The sequence below is a fragment of the Streptomyces sp. NPDC017529 genome, assembly GCF_044329785.1.
In the GTDB taxonomy this organism is placed as follows: Bacteria; Actinomycetota; Actinomycetes; order Streptomycetales; family Streptomycetaceae; genus Streptomyces.
This window is the reverse complement of record NZ_JBIRJY010000012.1, coordinates 84631-105212: the sequence shown is the minus strand read 5'-3', so window position 1 is coordinate 105212 and position 20582 is coordinate 84631. Positions and strand designations below refer to the sequence as shown.

The 20582-nt window shown below is 72.6% G+C and carries 13 protein-coding genes; 6 read left to right on the top strand and 7 right to left on the bottom strand.

Annotated features, from left to right (window positions below):
- Positions 1 to 203: 203 nt before the first annotated feature.
- The 4 genes from ACH4K4_RS27125 to ACH4K4_RS27110 all read right to left on the bottom strand — a co-directional run bounded on the left by ACH4K4_RS27125 (position 204) and on the right by ACH4K4_RS27110 (position 4671).
- A complete protein-coding gene (locus ACH4K4_RS27125) occupies positions 204 to 719 on the bottom strand; it encodes a sugar O-acetyltransferase (protein WP_398170785.1) in 516 nt (171 codons plus the stop codon).
- Positions 720 to 998: 279 nt separating this feature from the next.
- Positions 999 to 2264: an SAV2148 family HEPN domain-containing protein gene (locus ACH4K4_RS27120; protein ID WP_398170783.1), complete on the bottom strand. Its 1266-nt coding sequence runs from the start codon at positions 2262 to 2264 to the stop codon at positions 999 to 1001.
- Between the two features lie 102 nt (positions 2265 to 2366).
- Positions 2367 to 3488, bottom strand: a complete 1122-nt coding sequence (locus ACH4K4_RS27115; protein WP_398171044.1) for a copper amine oxidase — start codon at positions 3486 to 3488, stop codon at positions 2367 to 2369.
- 352 nt (positions 3489 to 3840) lie between these two features.
- Complete coding sequence (locus ACH4K4_RS27110; protein WP_398170781.1) at positions 3841 to 4671, bottom strand: Tat pathway signal sequence domain protein; 831 nt, start codon at positions 4669 to 4671, stop codon at positions 3841 to 3843.
- Positions 4672 to 4885: 214 nt separating this feature from the next.
- On the opposite strand from ACH4K4_RS27110, the gene glgX reads away from it, so the two are divergent.
- Together glgX and treY are read left to right on the top strand one after the other, a co-directional pair.
- Positions 4886 to 7078: a glycogen debranching protein GlgX gene (glgX, locus tag ACH4K4_RS27105; RefSeq protein ID WP_398170779.1), complete on the top strand. Its 2193-nt coding sequence runs from the start codon at positions 4886 to 4888 to the stop codon at positions 7076 to 7078.
- 342 nt (positions 7079 to 7420) lie between these two features.
- Positions 7421 to 9853 carry a malto-oligosyltrehalose synthase gene (gene treY / locus ACH4K4_RS27100; protein WP_398170777.1) on the top strand — a complete coding sequence of 811 codons (2433 nt, stop codon included), beginning with the start codon at positions 7421 to 7423 and terminating at the stop codon, positions 9851 to 9853.
- 45 nt (positions 9854 to 9898) lie between these two features.
- On the opposite strand, the gene ACH4K4_RS27095 is transcribed toward treY, so the two are convergent.
- Positions 9899 to 10444 carry an FHA domain-containing protein gene (locus ACH4K4_RS27095; RefSeq protein WP_398170775.1) on the bottom strand — a complete coding sequence of 182 codons (546 nt, stop codon included), beginning with the start codon at positions 10442 to 10444 and terminating at the stop codon, positions 9899 to 9901.
- A 262-nt stretch (positions 10445 to 10706) separates the two neighbouring features.
- Here ACH4K4_RS27095 and ACH4K4_RS27090 point away from each other — a divergent pair, with 262 nt between their 5' ends.
- On the top strand, positions 10707 to 11636 hold the full coding sequence (locus ACH4K4_RS27090; protein WP_398170773.1) for a GNAT family N-acetyltransferase: 930 nt from the start codon (positions 10707 to 10709) through the stop codon (positions 11634 to 11636).
- Positions 11637 to 11685: 49 nt separating this feature from the next.
- Positions 11686 to 13548 (top strand): malto-oligosyltrehalose trehalohydrolase, encoded by a 1863-nt coding sequence (gene treZ, locus ACH4K4_RS27085; RefSeq protein ID WP_398170771.1) that lies wholly within the window; start codon positions 11686 to 11688, stop codon positions 13546 to 13548.
- A 21-nt stretch (positions 13549 to 13569) separates the two neighbouring features.
- Here the strand turns inward: treZ and ACH4K4_RS27080 are convergent, their stop codons facing one another.
- Positions 13570 to 14103, bottom strand: coding sequence for a type 1 glutamine amidotransferase domain-containing protein (locus tag ACH4K4_RS27080; RefSeq protein ID WP_398170769.1), 534 nt, complete (start codon positions 14101 to 14103; stop codon positions 13570 to 13572).
- 213 nt (positions 14104 to 14316) lie between these two features.
- Between ACH4K4_RS27080 and ACH4K4_RS27075 the strand changes: the two genes are divergently transcribed.
- Entirely contained in the window at positions 14317 to 15855 is a 1539-nt protein-coding gene (locus ACH4K4_RS27075; RefSeq protein WP_398170767.1) for a PucR family transcriptional regulator, read from the top strand.
- Between the two features lie 84 nt (positions 15856 to 15939).
- Positions 15940 to 16845, top strand: coding sequence for a metallophosphoesterase family protein (locus ACH4K4_RS27070; protein WP_398170766.1), 906 nt, complete (start codon positions 15940 to 15942; stop codon positions 16843 to 16845).
- 63 nt (positions 16846 to 16908) lie between these two features.
- On the opposite strand, the gene ACH4K4_RS27065 is transcribed toward ACH4K4_RS27070, so the two are convergent.
- On the bottom strand, positions 16909 to 20331 hold the full coding sequence (locus ACH4K4_RS27065; protein WP_398170764.1) for a DEAD/DEAH box helicase: 3423 nt from the start codon (positions 20329 to 20331) through the stop codon (positions 16909 to 16911).
- Positions 20332 to 20582: the final 251 nt, after the last annotated feature.

Sequence of the window (20582 nt, the reverse complement as noted above, 5' to 3'; positions counted from 1 at the left end):
CGCGACACTGACAACGCCCCGGGACCGGTACGTTCCCAGCGCCCGGCCCGGCCCGCCGACCGCCGCCCGGCCCCGTGGCCACGACACGGCGGATTCGCCCCGGGCCCGCCTTCCTTGACGCCCATCCGCCGCTCGGCGAGCGTGGCGGAGCGGACGACAGGGGTGAGGCCCGTACGCCCCGCCCGAACGGCGGCCACCGCGGTTCAGCGCAGTTTGCGCACCACCCGGGCCGGGTTGCCGACGGCCAGGACGCCGGGGGGCAGGTCCTTGGTGACCACGGAGCCCGCGCCGACGACCGTGTCCGCGCCGACGCTCGCCCCCGGGCAGACGACGACTCCGCCGCCGAGCCACACGTTGTCGCCGATCGTGACGGGTTCGGCCTTCTCCCAGCCGGCCCGGCGCCGTTCCGGGTCGAGTTCGTGGGTCGGGGTCAGGAGCTGCACGTTCGGGCCGATCTGTACGTCCGTGCCGATGGTGATGGGCCCGGCGTCCAGGAAGACCGCGTTGAAGTTGACGAACGTACGGGCGCCGATGCGGATGTGGTAGCCGAAGTCGCAGTTGAGGGGCGGGCGGATGCGGACGTCCTCGCCACGCGTGCCCCGCCGTCCCGTTCCGCGCCGGCCGCTGCCCGCACCAGTGCCGCGTCCGATTCGGCGGCGAAGCCCAGTTCGGCGAGGAGCAGGGCCGTGCCGGGGTCGCCGTCCCGGCTGCGGCACCATTCCAGCCAGCGCGAGTGGTGCCGCTCGGCGTCGTCCAGCCGGCCCGCCCGGCGGGCGCCGATGCCCAGCCCGGTATCGGCGAACATCTCGCCGCGCCGGTGCGACTGCTCGGCGGCCAGCCGCAGCCCCCGCTCGTGGTGGGCCCGCGCCGCCTCCAGGTCGCCGGTGAGCAGCGCGATGCGGCCGAGTCCCGAGTGTTTGTACGAGGCCTGGATCCACAGGCCCAGTTCCTCGGCGCCGCGCAGCCCGTCCCGGTGCGGCCGGCCGGGCCTCCGCTCCCTACGACACCGGCCGCGAGTCCGCCCACACGCTCTCGAACTCCTCCCGGTACGTCGAGAAGAGGCCGTTGTCGTCGTCCCCGCCCGGCTCCTGGCGCAGGATCTCGCGGCCGCCGCCGCGCAGGACCAGGACCGGCGACTCCATGCCGCGGCTGCGCCGCAGGTAGGACTGGACGACGGCGAGGCCGTCCGGGCCGTCGCCGTCCACCAGGTAGGCCGTGAAGCGGGGGGTCTCGTCGAAGACCTGGATCTCGAAGGCACCGGGGTCGCGCAGCCGCGCCCGCACCCGCCGCATGTGCAGGATGTTCATCTCGATGGAGCGGCTCATCTCGCCCTTCTTGAGGCCGAGTTCCCGTTCGCGGCGGCGGACCGCGCTGCTGGCGGGGTTGAGGAAGAGCAGCCGGATGCGGCAGCCGGACTCCGCGAGCCTGACCATGCGGCGGCCCGAGTAGTTCTGCACGAGGAGGTTGAGGCCGATGCCGACGGCGTCCAGGCGGCGGGCACCGCCGAAGAGGTCCTCGGCGGGCAGCTGCCGCTGGAGGCGCACCCGGTCGGCGTGGACGCCCACGACGTCCGCGTACCGGTCGCCGACCAGGTCCTCGACGGCGTCGATGGGCAGCCGTCCCGCCGTACGGGTGCCGATGCCGGAGCCGAGTATCTCCAGCAGCCGGGCGGAGGCCCGCTCGGCCTGGGCCAGGACGGTCCCGGACAGGGCGCGGTTGCGGGAGACGATGTTGCGGGCCACCTCCAGTTCGTCGAGGGCCAGCTCCACCTCCCTCCGGTCGTCGAAGTACGGCTCGAAGCAGGGCCAGTGCTGCACCATCAGCTCGCGCAGCTGCGGCAGGGTCAGGAAGCTGAGGATGTTGTCGTCCGCGGGGTCGAGCAGGTAGCCCTTGCGGCGGCTGACCTCGCGGACCGCGACCGCCCGCTGCACCCACTCCTGCCCGGTGGGCCCGGCGGCCGCGATGACCCACTCGTCGCCGTGCACCGGCTCGTAGATGGGGCTCAGCACCGCCGCCACGACGGCCCGCAGCCGCTGTTCGACGAGATTCAGCCAGATGTACGCGCGCCCGGCCCGCCGGGCGCGCGTACGCACCTCGCTCCAGGCTTCGCTGCCCCAGTCCAGCTCCGCGCCGATCTCCATCGGCCGGGCCAGGGACACCGCCCCGGGCGGGGCGTCGACGGAGCCGCCCTCGTGTCCCTCGTGACCGTCCTGGCCGTCATGGCCGTCGTCACCAGGGGGCAACTCCAGCCCGCCCGAGCTCACCCGCACACCGCCTTCCGAACCCCCGTGCCAACGATCAAGGCAGACTACTGCGGGTCCGGGAGGCGGTGCAGCAGGATGGATCGAGTCCTCTACCAACTCCCCTTATTCGACGTGACCGTTGTGCCCGGAAAGCGCGGGCGGAGTGAGCGGATTCATAGCGGTGACGTCGCGCGGGGAGAGCTGGAAGCCCTGCCAGTGGACCGGCATGGGCTCCTGGTCCTCGTCCCTGGCGATGTGGTGGAAGCCGATGTTGACCCAGGCGACGGGGTGACGGAGCGGCTGCCCGTTGACCCACTTCTCCACGCTCCGCCCGGCCCCGGCCCCGCAGTCCGCCAGGTTGTGGCTGGCGAACTGCTCGCACTTGTTGTACTCGGTGAAGTACACGTCGTGCTTGGTGTAGGCGCGTCCGGTGTACTTGCTGGTATGACCGGGAACGATCTCGTACGACCGGGGATGACCGTCCTTGTTCTTGCCGACGTTGCTGACCACCCGCCACCACCGCATCGGCCCGGCGTCGCCCGCCAGCTCCTTGGTCACCGGCGTACGGACCGTCTTGGTCTTGGGCGTCTGCCCGCCGCTCTGCGGAGTGATCGTCGAGTCGAACTGCTCGACCCGGTTGGCCGACGACCCGTCCAGGCCGAAGTTCAGGCGCCAGAAGACGTTGTGGCTGTGGCTGGTGGCGTAGTCCTTGGCGCCCTTGCCGATCGGCCAGCCGCGGCCGTCACCCGCGTCGTAGTCGCTGGGCGAGAGGGTGCCGGTGGCGCCGACCTGCATGTTCATCGTGCCGTCGCCGGAGAAGCGCCACTCGACGACGTACTCGTACCAGCCGGTCTTGTTGACCGTGTAGACCAGCAGGTCCTTGCCCTGGGCCTGGTAGGTCGTGCCGGCCTCCCCCGGGTAGTACCCCAGGCGGTAGGCGTGGCCGCGGGCGCGCGTGGTGACGCACAGCCCGTTGACGTTCGGGTGGCCCGGGTCCCAGGCGCCCGGCACCTTGACCGATTTGATGGTGCCACCGGGACACTCGCCCGGGTCGAGCGTCTGGAGGCCCTGGGCGAAGCCCTGCCCCGTCAGGTCGTCGTACTCCATGCCGCCGTCGTCGTACGGGACGTGGATCTGCGCGAGACTGGCACTGGTCAGCACCCGGATCGGCCGGGGCTCGCCCTTCGGCTGGTAGGAGACGTTGTCCAGGACCAGCCCGGCGTTCGCCTCGTAGTGCCAGCACATGCGCCAAGTGGTGCCGCCTTCGAGGGTCTGCGTGATGCTGTACGGGGTACTGCATCCTGCGGCGGTGGGAGCGGGCGCCGCGGGGGCCGCCGGCGCGGCCTGTGCGGCGGAGGGCCCGGTCGTCAGTGCCGCCGTACCGAGCAGCAGCGGCGCGGCGACCAGTGCGGCGCGCCGGAGGCGGGCACGGTGGGTAGGGACAGGGACACGGGTACGGGCACGGTCGTGATCGACGCGGGCACGGCGGAAGGGTCTTGCGTGCATGGGAACGCTCCTGTACGGCAGTGATACGGAAGCTGCGGAGTACGTGACGGTGGCGTGCTCGCACGCCACCGCGGGTCCGGCCTCGGCCGGCTCAGTCCAGCCGGCCGACCGTGCGGGCGCTCAGGTCGACCACATAGCGCCGGGTGTCGATCCACTGGCCGTTCCTCACCTTGGTGAAGAGCCGGACGCAGCGGTGCTGCCCGCAGTCGCGCAGCCCCTCCGGTGCCGGCCCTTCCGCGGCTCCCCGGTAGACGAAGCCGGACACGGCCAGCTGTTCCGGACCGGTCAGCTTCTTGCCGGTGGCGTGTTCGTAGTCCTTCCTGAGGCCCTCGCCCTCGGGCGCGGCGATCAGCAGGCCGGCCGCCGTCTCGCTCTCGGTGCGGTTGGGCGGCGGCTGCACGCCGTGCTGGGTGTTCGTCTTCTCCACCTTTCCGGTGGTCAGGTTGACGGTCTTGGTCACGTACGCGTCGGCCCGGTAGTCGTAGAAGGACACGTCGGCCCGGCGCGGCGGATCGGCGCTGCCGGTCTCGTCGGGGCCCAGCTCGGCCAGGTCGGTGGTCAGCCGCTCCGGGCCGGCCCCGCCCTTGACGTTCTCGGTCGCGCCGCGGAAGGTACGGGGCGCCGCCAGCTCCTGAGCCCGCCGGAACTCGTCGTCCGTAAGCGGGTCGCGGCCGACTCCCTCGCTTCCCTCGGCGGGCACCCGTTCGACGGACCCGGGCCGCGCCTGCTGCCCCTGGCCCGCCGGTGGCTGCTGCCCCTCGGACGCGGCGGCCCGGCTCCCCCCGCCGGCCGCTCCCGCGTCCCCCGGCAGGGCCACCGCGGCCAGGACGGCGGTACCCGCCAGCGCCACGGCCGCGCCCGCCACCACCTTGCCCAGGTGGCGGTGCATCATCTCGCGCACTGTTCCCCCCTGCTGCCTCATGGTGCTCAGCACATATCGGTCGTCCTGTACGACGATCCGACTTCGCCGCGGGTTGCCCGCCTTTCAGCCCAGATCACGCGAAAAACCAGCCGAACAGGGCAGGTTGAGACACAGGAACGACACACCGCACGCAGCCAACGAACACAGCGACGCACGACCGACGTGAGGCATCCAGGCGCCGCGGCGCCCATCGAGGAAGTGGAAGAGTCGACGCATGCAGGTCTGGCCGGGACAGATGTATCCCCTGGGTGCCACGTACGACGGTGCGGGCACCAACTTCGCGGTGTACTCCGAGACGGCGGAACGCACAGAGCTGTCACTGCTGCACGACGACGGCTCGGAAACCGCCGTCGAACTGCGGGAGACCGACGCGTTCGTACGGCACGCCTACCTCCCCGGGATCATGCCGGGGCAACGGTACGGCTTCCGGGTGCACGGCCCCTACAAACCGGAGCGCGGTGACCGCCACAACTCCGCCAAGCTGCTGCTGGACCCCTACGCGAAGGCGGTCAGCGGCAGCATCGACTGGGACGAGGCGGTGTACGGCTACCACTTCGGCAGGCCGGACAGCCGCAACGACCTCGACTCGGCGCCGCACACGATGGCGTCGGTCGTCGTCAACCCGTACTTCGACTGGGGCGACGACCGCCCGCCGCGCACCGACTACCACGAGACGGTGCTCTACGAGGCGCACGTCAAGGGCCTCACGATGCTCCACCCCGACCTGCCGGACGACCTCCGCGGCAGCTACGCGGCGCTCGCGCACCCCGCGGTCATCGAGCACCTGACCGAGCTGGGGGTCACGGCACTGGAGCTGATGCCGGTCCACCAGTTCGTGAACGACCACCGGCTGGTGGACGCGGGACTGGCGAACTACTGGGGCTATAACACGATCGGCTTCTTCGCCCCGCACAACGCGTACGCCTCCTGGGGAGACCGCGGGCAGCAGGTGCTGGAGTTCAAGTCGGCGGTGCGGGCTCTGCACGAGGCGGGCATCGAGGTCATCCTCGACGTCGTCTACAACCACACCGCGGAGGGCAACCACCTCGGCCCCACGCTCTCCTTCCGCGGCCTGGACAACGCCTCCTACTACCGGCTGGCCGACGACCCGCGCTACTACATGGACACCACGGGCACCGGGAACTCCCTGCTGATGCGCAGCCCGCACGTCCTCCAGCTCATCATGGACTCGCTGCGTTACTGGGTGACGGAGATGCGGGTGGACGGGTTCCGCTTCGACCTGGCGGCGACGCTGGCCCGGCAGTTCCACGAGGTGGACCGGCTGTCCTCGTTCTTCGACCTCGTACAGCAGGACCCGGTGGTCAGCCAGGTGAAGCTGATCGCCGAGCCGTGGGACGTGGGCGAGGGCGGCTACCAGGTGGGGAACTTCCCGCCGCTGTGGACCGAGTGGAACGGAAAGTTCCGGGACACCGTACGGGACCTGTGGCGCGGCGAACCGCGCACACTGGCCGAATTCGGCTCCCGGCTGACCGGCTCCTCCGACCTCTACCAGGGCGACGGCCGGCGCCCGCTCGCCTCGGTCAACTTCGTCACCTGCCACGACGGTTTCACCCTGCGCGACCTGGTCAGCTACAACAACAAGCACAACGACGCCAACGGCGAGAACAACCAGGACGGCGAGAGTTTCAACCGGTCCTGGAACTGCGGCGCCGAAGGCCCCACGGACGACCCCGCCGTACGGGAGCTGCGCGCCCGCCAGATGCGCAACTTCATCGCCACGCTGATGCTGTCGCAGGGCGTGCCGATGCTCAGCCACGGTGACGAGTTCGGGCGCACCCAGCGCGGCAACAACAACGCTTACTGCCAGGACAACGAGCTGGCCTGGGTGCGCTGGCCGGGCACGGCCGAACCGGACGAGAGAGAGGGATCCGACCCGGCCCGGACCGCCGAGGAGGAGGCCACGGCCACGGCGGCCGTCCGAGAGGAGGACCGGGAGCTGCTCGCCTTCGTCCGGCAGATGGTGTGGCTGCGGCGCGACCACCCGGTCTTCCGGCGGCGGCGCTTCTTCCACGGCCGGCCCATGGAGGGCACCCACGACGAGCTGTCCGACATCGCCTGGTTCACCGCGGAGGGCGAGGAGATGCGGCAGCGGGACTGGCAGGCGGCACACGCAAAGTCGCTGACCGTCTTCCTCAACGGCAGCGCGATCTCCGAACCGGGCCCGCGCGGCGAACGGATCACCGACGACTCGTTCCTGCTGATGTTCAACGCGCACGCGGACGAGCGGGAGTTCACCGTGCCCGTCGACCACGGCCGCCAGTGGCAGGCGGTCGTGGACACCGCCGCCCCGGAGGCCGTCGCCGACGGCGGCGGCACCAAGGCCCAGGCCGGCGACGTCCTGACCCTGCCGGGGCGGAGCATGCTGGTGCTCCAGCGGCCGGCTTAGGGCGCTTCTGATGGATCTCCGTGGAGGACGGAGCGGCGTTCGGTGCGTGCGCTCGGCGTGCGGTGTGGAGGGTCATGTGGCGGAGCCACCTGTCCCTTCGCGCCGTGCGGCGAGGGTGCGTGCCGGGCGTCGCGATGCCGCGGAGATCCGTCAGAAGCGCCCTAGCGGCGGCTTGGGCGGTGGCGAGCCGCGGGGGCCGTGCGCGTACGGCCTCCGCGGCTCGCACGGCCGGGCCGGGTACGCCACGGGCGGGACGGCGGGGTCCGCCATTGCGGTGACCCGGGCCGAAGGCGTTCCGGGTCGGGTGAAACAACGGGCCGTCCGGCGGGTACGTGTGTTCCCATGACGGCCGATTCCAGTGCGCCCCCCACCGCCACGTACCGGCTCCAGCTCCAGCCGGACCTGCCCTTCGCGGCGGCCGAGAAGGCCGTGCCGTACCTTGCCGCGCTGGGCGTCTCGCACCTCCACCTCTCCCCCGTCCTCGAAGCGGCCCCCGGTTCCACGCACGGCTACGACGTGGTGGACCACTCGGCGGTACGGGCCGAACTGGGCGGCGAGGAGGGCCTGCGGGCGCTGGCCGCCACGGCGGCGGCGCACGGGCTGCGGCTGGTGGCGGACCTCGTGCCCAACCACATGGCCGTGCCCGCGCCCGAGTCGCTGAACGCGCCGCTGTGGGCGGTGCTGCGGGACGGCCCGGCGTCGCCGTACGCCCGCTGGTTCGACATCGACTGGGACGGCGGGCACGGCGGCCGGGTGCTGCTGCCGGTGCTGGGCGGGCGTCTCGGCGACGAGCTGCGCGACATCCGGGCCGACGGTGACGTCCTGCGCTACCACGACCACGTCTTCCCCATCAGGCCGGGCACCGAGCGGCTGCCGCTGCCCCGCCTGCTGGACGCGCAGTGGTACCGCCTCGCCTGGTGGCGGCTGGCCCGCAGCGAGATCAACTACCGGCGGTTCTTCACCATCTCGGAGCTGATCGGCGTGCGCGTGGAGGACCCGGAGGTGTTCGACGCGACGCACCGGACCGTCCTGCGGCTGCTGCGCGAAGGCGTCGTCGACGGGCTGCGGATCGACCACCCGGACGGCCTGGCCGCCCCCGGCGACTACCTCGCCCGGCTGCACGCCGCCACCGGCGGGCGCTGGACCGTGGTGGAGAAGATCCTGACCGGCCGCGAGCGCCTGCCGCGCGGCTGGAAGTGCGCGGGCACCACCGGCTACGACGCGCTGCGCCACCTCGACGGCCTGTTCGTCTGCCCGCTCGGCTCCGGCCGCCTCTTCACCGTCTACCGCGACTTCGTCGCCCCGCTGGCGGACACCGGCGGCGACTGGGAGGAAACGGTACGCCGCGCCGCCTACGAGGTCGTCACCCACGACCTCGCCGCCGAGGTCGAGCGGCTGGCGCGCACCGCGGGACGGATCAGCGACCAGGCGTCGCACCAGGGCGACCACGCCCCCTGGGCGCTGCGCACCGCCGTCCGCGAACTGCTGGTCAGGCTGCCCGTCTACCGGCCGTACGCCACCGACGGCGCCGGAGCCCGGGACCCGCAGCGCGGCGAGCTGGACGCGGCGATGCTGGCCGAGGCCGCCGCACGGGCGCGTACGGTCTTCCGCGCGCCGGAGGAGGCGCTGGCGGTCGACCTGGTGCGCGACCTGGCGCTCGGCCTGCTCGGGGACGGCCCGGACTGCGTGGACTTCTGCGCGCGCTTCGCCCAGACCTCCTCCGCGCTGCGCGCCAAGTCCGTGGAGGACACCGCCTTCTACCGCTACGTGCCCCTGCTGTCGGCCTGCGAGGTGGGCTCCGACCCGGGCGCGCCCACCGTGGGCGTGGACACCTTCCACGCGTACTGCGCCCGTATCCAGCGGGACTGGCCGCTGACCTCGACGGTGCTCTCCACCCACGACACCAAGCGCAGCGCCGACGTCCGGGCGCGGATCGCCGTACTGACCGAGTGCCCGGACCGGTGGCGGGAGCTGCTGCGCCGGGTCTCCGCCGGCCCGGCCGGCGGCGAGGGGCCGCAGCCGCCGGACCAGCAGCTCGCCTGGGTGGCCTGGCAGACCGCCTTCGGCCTCGGCAAGCCGTCGGCGGAACGGCTGATCCCGTCGGTGCTCAAGGCCGTACGGGAGGCGGGGCTGCACACCTCCTGGACGGAGCAGGACGCCGGGTACGAGGAGGCGGTCGGCGACTTCCTGCGCGCCGGGCCGTGCGGGCCCGCCGCTTCGTCGCTCACCGAACTGGCCGCCGGACTGGCGCCGTACATCCGCGCCAACGTGCTGAGCGCGTCGCTGCTCCACCTGACGATGCCCGGCGTGCCCGACCTGTACCAGGGCACCGAGACGGAGTACACCGCCCTGGTCGACCCCGACAACCGCCGTCCGCCCCGGCTGCGCGCCGCGCTGCTGACCGAACTGGACGACGGGACGGGGCCGCAGGACCTGTCGGGGGAGAAGATGTTCCTGACGGCCACGGCCCTGCGGCTGCGGCGGGCCCACCCGCGGTGGTTCGGCGCCCAGGGGACCTACACCCCGCTGCACGCCGACGGCGCGGGCGCCGGGCACTGCCTGGCCTTCGCGCGCGCCGGCCGGGCGGTGACGGTGGCCACCCGGCTCTCGCTGCGCCTGTCCGAGGACGGCGGCTGGCGCGACACGGAACTGTCCCTCCCGGGCCCCGGCCGGTGGCGTGACCTGCTCACCGGCCGTGAAGTGCCGGGGCCTGTGGTGTGTCTGCGCGAGCTGCTGAAGCGGTATCCGGTGGCGCTGCTGGTCGCGGAGGACTGAGGGCGCAGGGGCGCGGGGGCCCGTACGGGATCGGCAGCCCGGCGGTCAGCGCTCGGTGAGCACGTAGTCGACGCGGCCGAAAGCGACGTGATCGCCGGGGCGCACCAGCACTTCGCCCACGACCCGGCGCCCGTTCACGCACGTGCCGTTCGTGGATCCGAGGTCGCGCAGCAGCCAGCCGCCGTCGGCGCTGCGCAGTTCGGCGTGGGAGCGCGAGACGGTGTCGTGGTTCAGGCGCAGGCCGGCGCCGGGCGCGCGCCCTATGAGGAGAGGGAACGGTCCCGGCGCGGGGAGCAGGAGCTTCGGCAGCCGCTCCCTGCGCCACGCCCTGCGGACCATGATGTTGAACTGCGACACCTTGCCCACCGCGCTCAGTACGGCGCCCTCGACGCGGCCCCTGGAGGCCAGGTCGGCGGTGGCGGCGGCCAGTTCGGCGTGCTGACGGGCCGTGAGCACCAGCTCCAGCCGCCGCAGGAAGGTGTCCTGGGACAGCCGGCCTTGCGCCGCGCCTTCGCGCAGCAGTTCCAAGGCGCGTTCCCGGTCGGCTTCCGACGGACGCGCCGGTCGGGCCGGGAACTCCAGCGATGTCATGCCGGTGATTGTCCGGTGCCCGCGAGCCGGTGTCCAGCGGAGGCGGCCACGGCGCGGCCCCTGCGGAGACCGGCGGGCGCGCCGGAAAACCGTGGCGCGGAGCACGCCGTCCGGCTACTGTTCCGGCAGTCCCTGGAAGAGGAGAGGAGGCGACGAGCCGTGTCGACGTACCCGTTCCCGCGCTCCCGCCCCGTCCGCCGGGCTGTCCTGGGCTGACATTCCAGCCGCCGGGAGCGCAGCCACTGCCTTCCGAGAGGACCCCATGACCGACCTGGTCATCCGCGCGCTCAGTGAGAGCGTCGCGCATCTCTTCCACACACTGGACGACCCCACCGCGGGACTCGTCGGCCACCTCCCCTTCGGCCGCCGCTACGCGACCGTCGCGCAGGGCGGCCAGTACCGGCCCGAATGGACGTGGGTGGCGCTGCGCGACGGTGTCGTGGTGGCCCGCGCAGCCTGGTGGGCCGGGCCCGGCGACGCCCGGCCGATCGCCCTGGACTGGTTCGACTTCGCCCCGGGCGAGTCGGACGCCGCGGCCGGGCTGCTGCGCGCCGCTCCCCTGCACGCCGAGTACGTCCTGCAACTGCCGCCCGGCTGGCGCGGCCAGAAGGCGGTACGGGACGCCGCGCACGCCCGGATGGACGCGGCCGTCGCCGCCGGACTGGCGCCGCTCGTCGAGCGGTACCGCTACACATGGACGCCCGAGTCCGGCCTCCCGGAGCAGCCGGGACGGCTGGTGTTCGGGCCGGAGCCCGACGACGGTGTGATCCTGGACATTCTGCGGCGCGTCGAGTCCGGCTCGCTGGACGCCCACGCCCGGCAGGCGATCGCCGAGGGCGGCGTCGAACAGGCCGCGACGCGGGAAGAGCTGGACTTCTTCAACTGGTGCCCGTCGCCGCGCGACTGGTGGCGAATCGCCCGCACCGCGGAACCGGAGCGGGGAGGCGAGATCGTCGGGCTGCACGTCCCGGCGCGCAACCTGCAGTCGCCCGTCATCGGCTTCGTCGGCATCGTGCCCGAACACCGCGGGCGGGGGTACGGCTACGACCTGCTCGCCGACTGCACCCGGCAGCTGGCCGCCGAAGGGGCCGACCGGATCGTCGCCGAAACGGACCAGCCGAACGCCCCCATGGCGGCGGCTTTCGCCAAGGCGGGCTACCCGATGACGCAGGAGCGTGCATTCTTCGTCTGAGAGCGGGCGGGGCCTTCCCCGTCCGCCTGGCGGACTAGGGAGGACAGCCGTGCTGTTCGAGGTGTGGGCACCGAACGCCGGACGGGTCGCGCTGCATTTCGTGACGCCCCGCGACCGGGACGCCGCAGGGACGGGAGGCGAGGATCTCGCCCTCACGACGGGGCACGCCGCGGCCACGGGGTACGTCCGCACGGGGCGGGTCCCCGCCGAGCACGTCCCCATGGAACGCGATCCCGCCCGTAAGGGCTGGTGGCGGGCCGAGGCGCCGGCCCGCGACGGTGACCGCTACGGCTTCCGTCTCGACGACGGCCCGCTCCTGCCCGATCCGCGCTCGGCGCGTCAGCCCGAAGGGCCGGACGGGCCGAGCGCGGTCGTCGAGCACGCCCGGTTCGCCTGGCGGCACGACTGGCCCGGCCGCCCCCTGCCGGGCGCGGTCCTGTACGAGCTGCACACGGGTACGTTCACCGGCGCCGGTACCTTCGACGCCGCCGTCGAGCGGCTGCCGCACCTCGCCGGCCTGGGCGTCACCCACCTCGCCCTGATGCCCGTGTGCCCGTTCCCCGGGACGCACGGCTGGGGGTACGAGGGCGTGGCGCCCTGGGCCGTACACGAGCCGTACGGCGGTCCCGAGGGGCTCAAGCGCCTCGTCGACGCCGCTCACGGGCACGGCTTGGGCGTCGTCCTCGACGTCGTGCACAACCACCTGGGGCCGTCCGGCAACCACCTGCCCGCCTTCGGGCCGTACTTCACCGAAACCCATCACACGCCGTGGGGAGCGGCGGTCAACCTTGACGCGCCCGGGTCGGACGAGGTCCGTGCGTACTTCATCGAGAGCGCGCTCGCCTGGCTGCGCGACTACCGGATCGACGGGCTGCGCCTCGACGCCGTGCACGCTCTGATCGACACCCGGGCGCGCCATTTCCTGGCCGACTTGTCCGGTGCCGTCGACGCACTCGCCACACACCTGCGCCGCCCGCTGTTCCTCATCGCCGAATCCGACCGCAACGACCCGCGCACCCTCGCCCCGCGCGCGGGCGGCGGCCATGGCTTGCACGCCCAGTGGAACGACGACTTCCACCACAGTCTGCACACCGCGCTGACCGGCGAGTCACAGGGCTACTACGCCGACTTCGCCCGCGCGCCGCTCGCCGCCCTCGCCAAGACGCTGACCGGCGGCTTCTTCCACGACGGTACGTATTCCAGCTTCCGCGGCCGCAGGCACGGCAGCCCCCTGGACCGGCGTGCCACCGCCGCCCACCGTCTGCTGGCCTACGCCCAGACGCACGACCAGATCGGCAACCGGGCGCTCGGCGACCGGGCGGCCGCCGGCCTCTCCCCCGGCCTGGTCGCCTGCGGCGCGGCGCTGTCGCTGTGCTCGCCGTATACGCCGATGCTGTTCATGGGCGAGGAGTGGGGAGCCCGTACGCCCTGGCAGTTCTTCACCGACCACACGGATCCGGAGCTGGCCGAGGCGGTACGCACCGGTCGCCGCCGCGAGTTCGCCGAGCACGGCTGGCGGGCGGCGGACATCCCCGACCCGCAGGACCCGGCGACCCGCGAGCGCTCCTGCCTGGACTGGTCCGAGCCCGCGCGTGCGCCGCACGCCGGGCTGCTGGCCTGGTACCGGAAGCTGCTCGCGGTGCGCGCCGCCCACCCGCCGCTCACCGACCCGGACCTCACGCTCACCCAGGTCGCGTACGACGAGGAGGCCCGCTGGCTGTGCCTGCGGCGCGGGCCGGTGCGGGTGGTGGTGCACCTGGCCGGGGAGGGCACGGCCGAGGTGCCCGGCGCCGGCGGGCGGGTACGGGTGCTCGCGGCGTGGCCGGACGCCCCGGACACCGTCACGGCCGGCCCGGGCGGCGTCCTGAGACTGCCGCCCGAGTCGGCCGTGGTGCTGTCGGAAGAGGTGTGACCCGCGTCCCCGTACGGGGGATCAGCGCTTGAACTCCGCGACGAAGGTCTCGCAGAACGCCTTCAGGTCGTCCGGCTTGCGGCTGGTGATCAGCTTGTTGGGGCCGCCGGTGCAGACCTTGACCTGCTCGTCCACCCAGGTACCGCCGGCGTTCTCGACGTCCGTGCGCAGGCTCGGCCAGGACGTGAGCGTGCGGTCGCGTACGACGTCGGCCTCGATCAGCGTCCACGGCGCGTGGCAGATCGCCGCCACCGGCTTGCCGGCGTCGAAGAAGCCGCGGGCGAACGCCACGGCCTTCTCGTTCAGCCGCAGCGCGTCCGGGTTGGCGACGCCGCCGGGCAGCACCAGCCCGTCGAAGTCGCCGACCTGCGCCTGGTCCACGGTCTGGTCGACGGGGAAGGTGTCCGCCTTGTCCAGGTGGTTGAACGCCTGGACGCGGCCGGACTCGGTGGAGACCAGCTTCGGGGTGCCGCCCGCGTCGATCACCGCCTGCCACGGTTCGGTCAGCTCGACCTGCTCGATGCCTTCGGGTGCTACGAGAAACGCCACCTGCATGCCGTTCATCCTTTGCGTTCGTCTTGCGTACGAAGGGATGTTCCCCTTGTGGTCTTCTTTTCGACTCCCCGATCGGAAGCGGGCAAAAACACGCCAAAAGGGATGTGATGTGTCCTCTCTCAGCGGGTACCGGAGTCCGCCCTCGCCCAAACGGAGGAGCCGCCCCCTTAGCCCGATCGTCCACTCGGCCCTCACCTGATGGACACTGTGTCCATGCCCCTCCGTATCGCCGACCTCCTCGCCCGACCCGAGCTGAACCTGTCGGTGACCTACGACGTCCCCGCCGGGCTGCTGGACCGCCCCGTCGAGGCCGCGACCGTCTCCGACCTGCTGCACCCGGGAAAGTGGCTGCAGGGCGGCGAACTGCTGATGACGATCGGCCTGGTGCTGCCGATGGAACCCGCGGCCTGCCGGGCGTACGTCCGCGACGTCACCGAAGGCGGGGCGGCCTGCCTCGCACTCGGGCTGGGCACCGGCCTCCCGTACCAGCAGGCCCCCGCGCCGCTGGTCGACGCCGCGCGCGAAGCGGACCTGCCGCTGCTCACCGTCCCCGACGAAGTGCCGTTCATCGCCGTCACCAAGGCCGTGTTCGACGCGCGCGCCGACGAGCAGCGCGCGGTGCTGCACCGGGCTTTCGCGACACAGCGGCGGCTGACCGCGGCGGCGACGGACAGCGGGCTGCAGCCGATGCTGGAGGAGTGGACCGCCGCCACCGGCGTCGGCGCCGCGGTGCTGGACCCGCTCGGGCGGCTGCTCGCCACGGGCGGCGGCCCCCGCACATCACCGCTGGCCGAAGCGAGCGACCTCGTCGACCGGGTCGCCGCGCGCGGGCTGCGCGGCAGCGCGTCCAGCACGGCCGCCGGCCACCAGGTGGAGGTGCAGCCGCTCGGCGCCCGGCGGCTGCGCGGCCTGCTGCTGCTCACCGGCGCCCCGGACGCGGCAGCGCGCGCCGTGGTCCCCGGCCTCGTCTCGCTGCTCTCTCTGGAACTGGAACGCCGCCACCTGATGGACGAACCGGAACGGCGCCGCAGATCCGCGCTGCTCGCGGAGCTGCTGGCCGACGAGGAAGGCCCGGCGGGGCGGGCCCAGGACATCCTGGCCTCCGCGGGCCTGCACGACGACCGGGTACGCGGCGTCGCGGTCGAACCCCCCGCCGGACACGCCCACACCGGCCCCCACGACATCGCCGCCGACCTGGCCCTGGCCGTGCCCGGCGGCCTGGTGCGCGTAGCGGAGAGCGGCCGCGTCGAGGCCGTGGTCGGCGCCGGCCTGGACGTCCGGGACGTGCTCGGCCGCTTCGCGCCGCACTGCCCCGCGGGCATCGGCCCGCTCACCCCGCCGGAGACGGTACGCGTCTCCCTGCGGCAGGCGACGGGGCTGCTCGGCGTCAGCCGGGCGAGCGGAGTGCCGGAGGAAGCCCGGCAGAGCGCGGCCAGCCGGCTGCTGCTGGGCCTCGGCGACCGCCACGCGCTGCACGGCTACGCCGATTCCGTACTCGGCCCGCTCGATCTCGACGCCCACGGCGAGGAGTTGCTGACCACGCTCGCGGCCTGGCTGGAAACCGGCGGCGCGTGGGACGCCACCAGCCGCCGGCTCGGCGTCCACCGGCACACCGTACGCAACCGGCTCGACAAGGCGATGGACCTGACGGGCCGCCGGCTCGACGACCCCGACGACCGGTTCGACCTCTGGCTGGCCACCCGCATCCGGCTCGGCGGCGACACTCCGCCGGGCGGCACCGGCCGGGCCTGAGAGCACGTGCCCCGACCTCCCGAGGTGTCCAACGCCTCACCCCCTGCGTGTCCTTGCGCGCGCCTCCTGTCCTACCGTCGGTGCATGCAGACCCCATGCTCCGAAGGAGACCGCGCCGCCGGGTCCGGCCGGGCCGCGACCGCGCCCGGACGGCTGATGGCCATCAGCGACCTGCACATCCGCTATCAGGAGAACCGCGGCATCGTCGAGCGGCTGCGTCCCGGGGCGGACGCGGACTGGCTGCTGGTGGCCGGGGACGTCGGCGAGTACGTCGCGGACATCCGCTGGGCGCTGACCGAACTCAGCCGCCGGTTCGCCAAGGTGATCTGGGTGCCCGGCAACCACGAACTGTGGACACCGGCCAACGACCCCGTCCAGCTGCGCGGTGTCCGGCGCTACGAGCACCTGGTGGAGATCTGCCGCGAACTGGGCGTCCTGACACCCGAGGACCCCTACCCGGTCTGGGACGGCGAGGGCGGACCGGCCGTGATCGCCCCGGTCTTCGCCCTGTACGACTACACCTTCCGCCCGCCCGGCACCCACACCAAGGAGGCTGCGCTGGCGGTCGCCGAGGAGGCCGGGGTGGTCTGCACGGACGAGTTCTTCCTCCACCCGGACCCGTACCCGACCAGGGAAGCCTGGTGCCGGGCCCGCGTCGAGGCCACCGAGGCCAGGCTCGCCGAGATCCCCGAGGACCTGCCCACGGTGCTGGTCAACCACTGGCCGATCGTCCGCGAGCCCACCGAGCCGCTCTGGCACCCGGAGTTCGCCCTGTGGTGCGGCACCGAGGCCACCGCCGACTGGCCCCGCCGCTTCCGCGCCGCCTCCGTCGTCTACGGCCACCTCCACATCCCGCGCACCATCGAGGTCGACGGCATCCCCCACCAGGAAGTCTCCCTGGGCTACCCCCGCGAATGGCGCCGCCGCAAGACGCCCCCGGGACAGCTGGTACAGATCCTGCCGGCGGTGGCGCGGGAGCCGGCGTTCTGAGAAGGGCGCGCCGCGCGGCCGCCGGCCCGGCTCCGGACCGGCGGCCCGGGCCTGGCATGGCGCTCACCGGGCGTAGCGCCGCAGTTGGCGCGCGAGAACCGAGAAGTGGCGCTGCCCGTGCCATGATTCGTGGTTGCCGATCACGATCAGACGCCGCTTGGCCCGGCTGACGGCGACGTTGAGGAGGTTGGGCTTGGCCGCGGCCCAGCGTCGGGATCCGGCCGCGTCGGGCCGGGTGCCCAGGATGATGATCACCACATCCGCCTCCTTGCCCTGGGCCGTGTGCACCGTCCCGACGCGGTGGTACGGCACCAAGCCACGGAGTGTTTCCGCAGCGCGTGCCGCGACATCCCGGAACGGGCTGATGACGTAGAGCTCGTCCTTCGACAGCCCTTCGCCGAACAAGCGGTTCACCGCGTCGACGAGCGCACGCCCTTCTGCGGGGACCCATTTCCCGATCGACTCCTGGGCACACACGTCCCACCAGAAGCTGTGGGGCAGGGGGCCGAATCCGCCCCTGTCACCCACGCCATGCACCATCAGTCCGTCGTAGGCGATCTCGTTGCTGATGGTGAACATCGGGTCGTCGCACCGGCGGTGAACGCGCAAGGGCGACCCGACCCACACCTGGTCGGAGCCGTCCGGCAGGTTCGCGGGCAGCGTCGTGCCCCAGCGAGCCGACCGATCCGCCACCTGCTGGGCCGACGTCCACGAAGGCACCCACTCCTGCGCCACCCGGTGGTGTTCACGCAGACGCTGCTGCGCCGTCCACGGCAGTACGACCACGGGCTCCAGTTGCAGCGGATCACCGACGAGCACCGCACGGCGGCTGCGCCAGAGCGCGCCCACCGGCATCTGCGGAGCGGCTTGGCCCGCCTCGTCCACGAAGAGCCAGCCGAGTTGCTCTCTGCCGAGGCCGGTGAACAGCCGGTCGTACGAGGCGAAGGTGGTAGAGACGACGGGCACGGTGAGGAACAGATTCTGCCAGGCGGCGCGTACGGCTGCCGGCTCCAGGTCCTTCGGCGCGTCGCCGCCGACGACTTCCATGGCTGCTTGAAGGTTCTTGAGCATGACGTCCCCCGCCGCGCTCAAAAACGCCCCGTGCAGACGCAAAGCTTCCAGGAAGAGCCGGGTCCGTGCGGCCGCGAACTCGTCGTCGGCCCAGGGCGCGGACCGCTCCCGGCGCTCGACGGCCTCCCGGTCGGCATCCGGCTCGTAATCTGCGAGGTCGGGAACGTGCGCTCCCCATCGCTCACGCGCCACCCGCACGGTCTGCTCAAGCGTGTCCACCACGGCCTGCCGGGCGTGGGACGCATCGATCAGGCGCTGTGCCGCGTCCGCATCGCGGTGTGCCGCCGCGAGCCGGGCGCGCGCCGCACCGACGTCTTCGACGGCCTGTTCCACGAGATCGGTGAGGCGTTCGTACTCGTCCTGCCACATGCGGTTGGTGCGACCGCCGGTGAACAGGCTTTGGAGCAGTCCGGGCTGGGCCGCCTGGTGGTCGTAGCGGCATTCGCGGCGTTCACGCTCGACTTCGACCAGTCTCTCGACATCGTCCGCTGCGGCGGCGACCCGATGGCGCACGGCGGGCAGCGACCCGGCAGCCGGTGCAGCGCGCCGGGCCGCATCGTCTCGCCCCCTTCGGGCCTCGCCCAGGCTCCACAGCGCCTGCGCCGCACGCTGGCGCTCGTCGCGTATCCGCTCCACGTCCCTCCGCGCAGCCTTGAAGCGGCGTACGGCCTCCGCCCAGTCGACCGGCGCGGCGAGCTGCTCGCTCCTGCCGCTGAGTACGTGCCACAACCCCCGGTCGGTGCGGGTGCGTCTGGTTCCTCCTCGCGCGGTCTTTTCCCGCACGTTTCCCCACCAGAAGCTCTCGGTGAACTCACTCCGGTTCTTGCGGTTGCCCAGCCGGGCCGCCACGGCTCCCCACGCGTCGGCCCCGCCCAGCATCAGAGATGCCTGCTCTGACAAGTAGTCGGCCTCGTCCCGCCATTGCGAAGCGATGGCGCCAAGGGAGGGGATCTCGTCGGTGATGTTCTGCACCGCTCCGTTGTTCGCCGACGCCACCACCATTTCGTAGCCCGCCAGCTGCGGCTTGAGCTCCCGGACGGTCCGGGAATACTGCGCGCTGCGCCAGCTGTGGCTCTTGCCGAACGCTTCCCGCGGGCTCCGCAGTTCGGCCAGGGCACAGGCTCTCTGGGTGATCAGGGCAGCGATGACGTCCCGCAGCATGGTCGTCTTGCCCGTTCCCGGCGGGCCGTTCACGGAGAAGACACCAGGGGCGTCACCGAGTTGGGCCAGCAGCGTGTTCACCGCGAACTGCTGGCTGAGCACCAATGACCGGTCAGTGGCCGAAGGCCACCTGCCCAGCGGAGTGCGTTCCGGAGAGACGTTCTTGAGGATCTCCGCCGGATGTTCGCGCACGTCCTGGCGGAGCCGGGTATCGATGCGGTCGGCCTCGCTCAGGTACACCTCAAGGGCGCGCCCCGCACCCCCCTTCGCCAGCTCGCCCGCCACGCGTTCCAGGTCGTCCGCGATGAAACTGTTGAGGAAGTCCTGCCTTGCGGTCTCGTCGTCCCGGTTTTCCGGTACCTGGACGCTCTTCACCCGGGCGGCGTCAGGTACCAGGTCAACCGTCACCCCGAACCGCTGGGCAAGCCACGCGGTGAGAGCGGCGATGTCACCGAAGGACAGGGGCCGGGATCCGAGGTTCTCCGGTGGCCGTTCTGCGGGGCTCGGCTCCTCCTCGGTGTGCGTGCCGCCCGTACCGCCGTTGCGGGCAGCGTCGATCGCGCCTTGGGCCAGCGTCTCGGTGGCTTTGCCGGCAGCGGACTGCGCCGCCTTGCCGACGGCGCCCTGAACGGCCTCCCCCACCGCACCGCGCACGAGCTCGCCCAACCCGGAGGCCACCCCGCCGGTCACCGCGTCGGCGACCAGTTCCCCGGCGACCGAGAGGAGCCCCCCTGGCCCTGGCCGGCCGCCCTGCACGCGGAGGTTTCCGTCACCCAGGTCCAGGACCCGCTGCTCGCAGGCCGCGGCCTCGTCGGAGAAGCCTTCCAGCCAGCGGGCGTCGGACGGCCCCGGCACCCGGGTGCGTCCGACGGCCCAGGCACAGGCCGAGAAGAGAACCGAGTCCTTCAGGAGCAGACCGTCCTGGTTGACCGTGAAGGACATGAGCGCGCTGTCGCCGCCGGCCCTCCCGTCGAAGTCCGCTTCCGCCGTATCGGGAAATACCTCGCCGAGCACATCCCGTACCCGTTCGACGGCGAACACTCCGCAGTAGACGGTGTGCTGCCAGGTGTGCTTCGGCCGCAGCCGCGGCAGGCCGGTGCCGTTCTCCCACGGCAGCGATCTGTCCCGGTGCACGGAGAACACCTGCTCTGCCGGATTCACGGCCGGGACCTTCTGCGGGCTGAACAGTTCCACCGCTCGCCAGAACCGCACCACGTCCGCCCTGCGCCGCCGCTCATCGGCCACCGCCCCCATCAGGACCACCTTCCGCCGCCCGCACCACGCCGAGTCGATCAGCCTAATCACGGTCGATCGGTTCCGGCCACCAGAACGTTTGGTTTCCGCACACGGCCGTCAGCAGTTGGTAGAGGGCTTGAGACGACCGTGGGGGGGGGGCCCCCCCCGCGGGGGCCCCCCCCCCCCGGGCCCCCCGGGGGGGGGGGGCCCCCACCCCCCCCCAGGCGCCCGCCCACGAAACAATAAAAACCGCACACCCCCCCCCACAC

What these genes read in the sequence shown, in the direction of transcription:
- ACH4K4_RS27125 (WP_398170785.1), bottom strand. Translation starts at nt 719, where the DNA reads ATGGTGCCGCAGCCGGGACGGCGACCCCGGCACGGCCCTGCTCCTCGC.
- ACH4K4_RS27115 (WP_398171044.1), bottom strand. Translation starts at nt 3,488, where the DNA reads ATGTGCTGGCACTACGAGGCGAACGCCGGGCTGGTCCTGGACAACGTC.
- ACH4K4_RS27110 (WP_398170781.1), bottom strand. Translation starts at nt 4,671, where the DNA reads ATGAGGCAGCAGGGGGGAACAGTGCGCGAGATGATGCACCGCCACCTG.
- glgX (WP_398170779.1), top strand. Translation starts at nt 4,886, where the DNA reads ATGCAGGTCTGGCCGGGACAGATGTATCCCCTGGGTGCCACGTACGAC.
- treY (WP_398170777.1), top strand. Translation starts at nt 7,421, where the DNA reads ATGACGGCCGATTCCAGTGCGCCCCCCACCGCCACGTACCGGCTCCAG.
- ACH4K4_RS27095 (WP_398170775.1), bottom strand. Translation starts at nt 10,444, where the DNA reads ATGACATCGCTGGAGTTCCCGGCCCGACCGGCGCGTCCGTCGGAAGCC.
- ACH4K4_RS27090 (WP_398170773.1), top strand. Translation starts at nt 10,707, where the DNA reads ATGACCGACCTGGTCATCCGCGCGCTCAGTGAGAGCGTCGCGCATCTC.
- ACH4K4_RS27080 (WP_398170769.1), bottom strand. Translation starts at nt 14,103, where the DNA reads ATGCAGGTGGCGTTTCTCGTAGCACCCGAAGGCATCGAGCAGGTCGAG.
- ACH4K4_RS27075 (WP_398170767.1), top strand. Translation starts at nt 14,317, where the DNA reads ATGCCCCTCCGTATCGCCGACCTCCTCGCCCGACCCGAGCTGAACCTG.
- ACH4K4_RS27070 (WP_398170766.1), top strand. Translation starts at nt 15,940, where the DNA reads ATGCAGACCCCATGCTCCGAAGGAGACCGCGCCGCCGGGTCCGGCCGG.
- ACH4K4_RS27065 (WP_398170764.1), bottom strand. Translation starts at nt 20,331, where the DNA reads ATGGGGGCGGTGGCCGATGAGCGGCGGCGCAGGGCGGACGTGGTGCGG.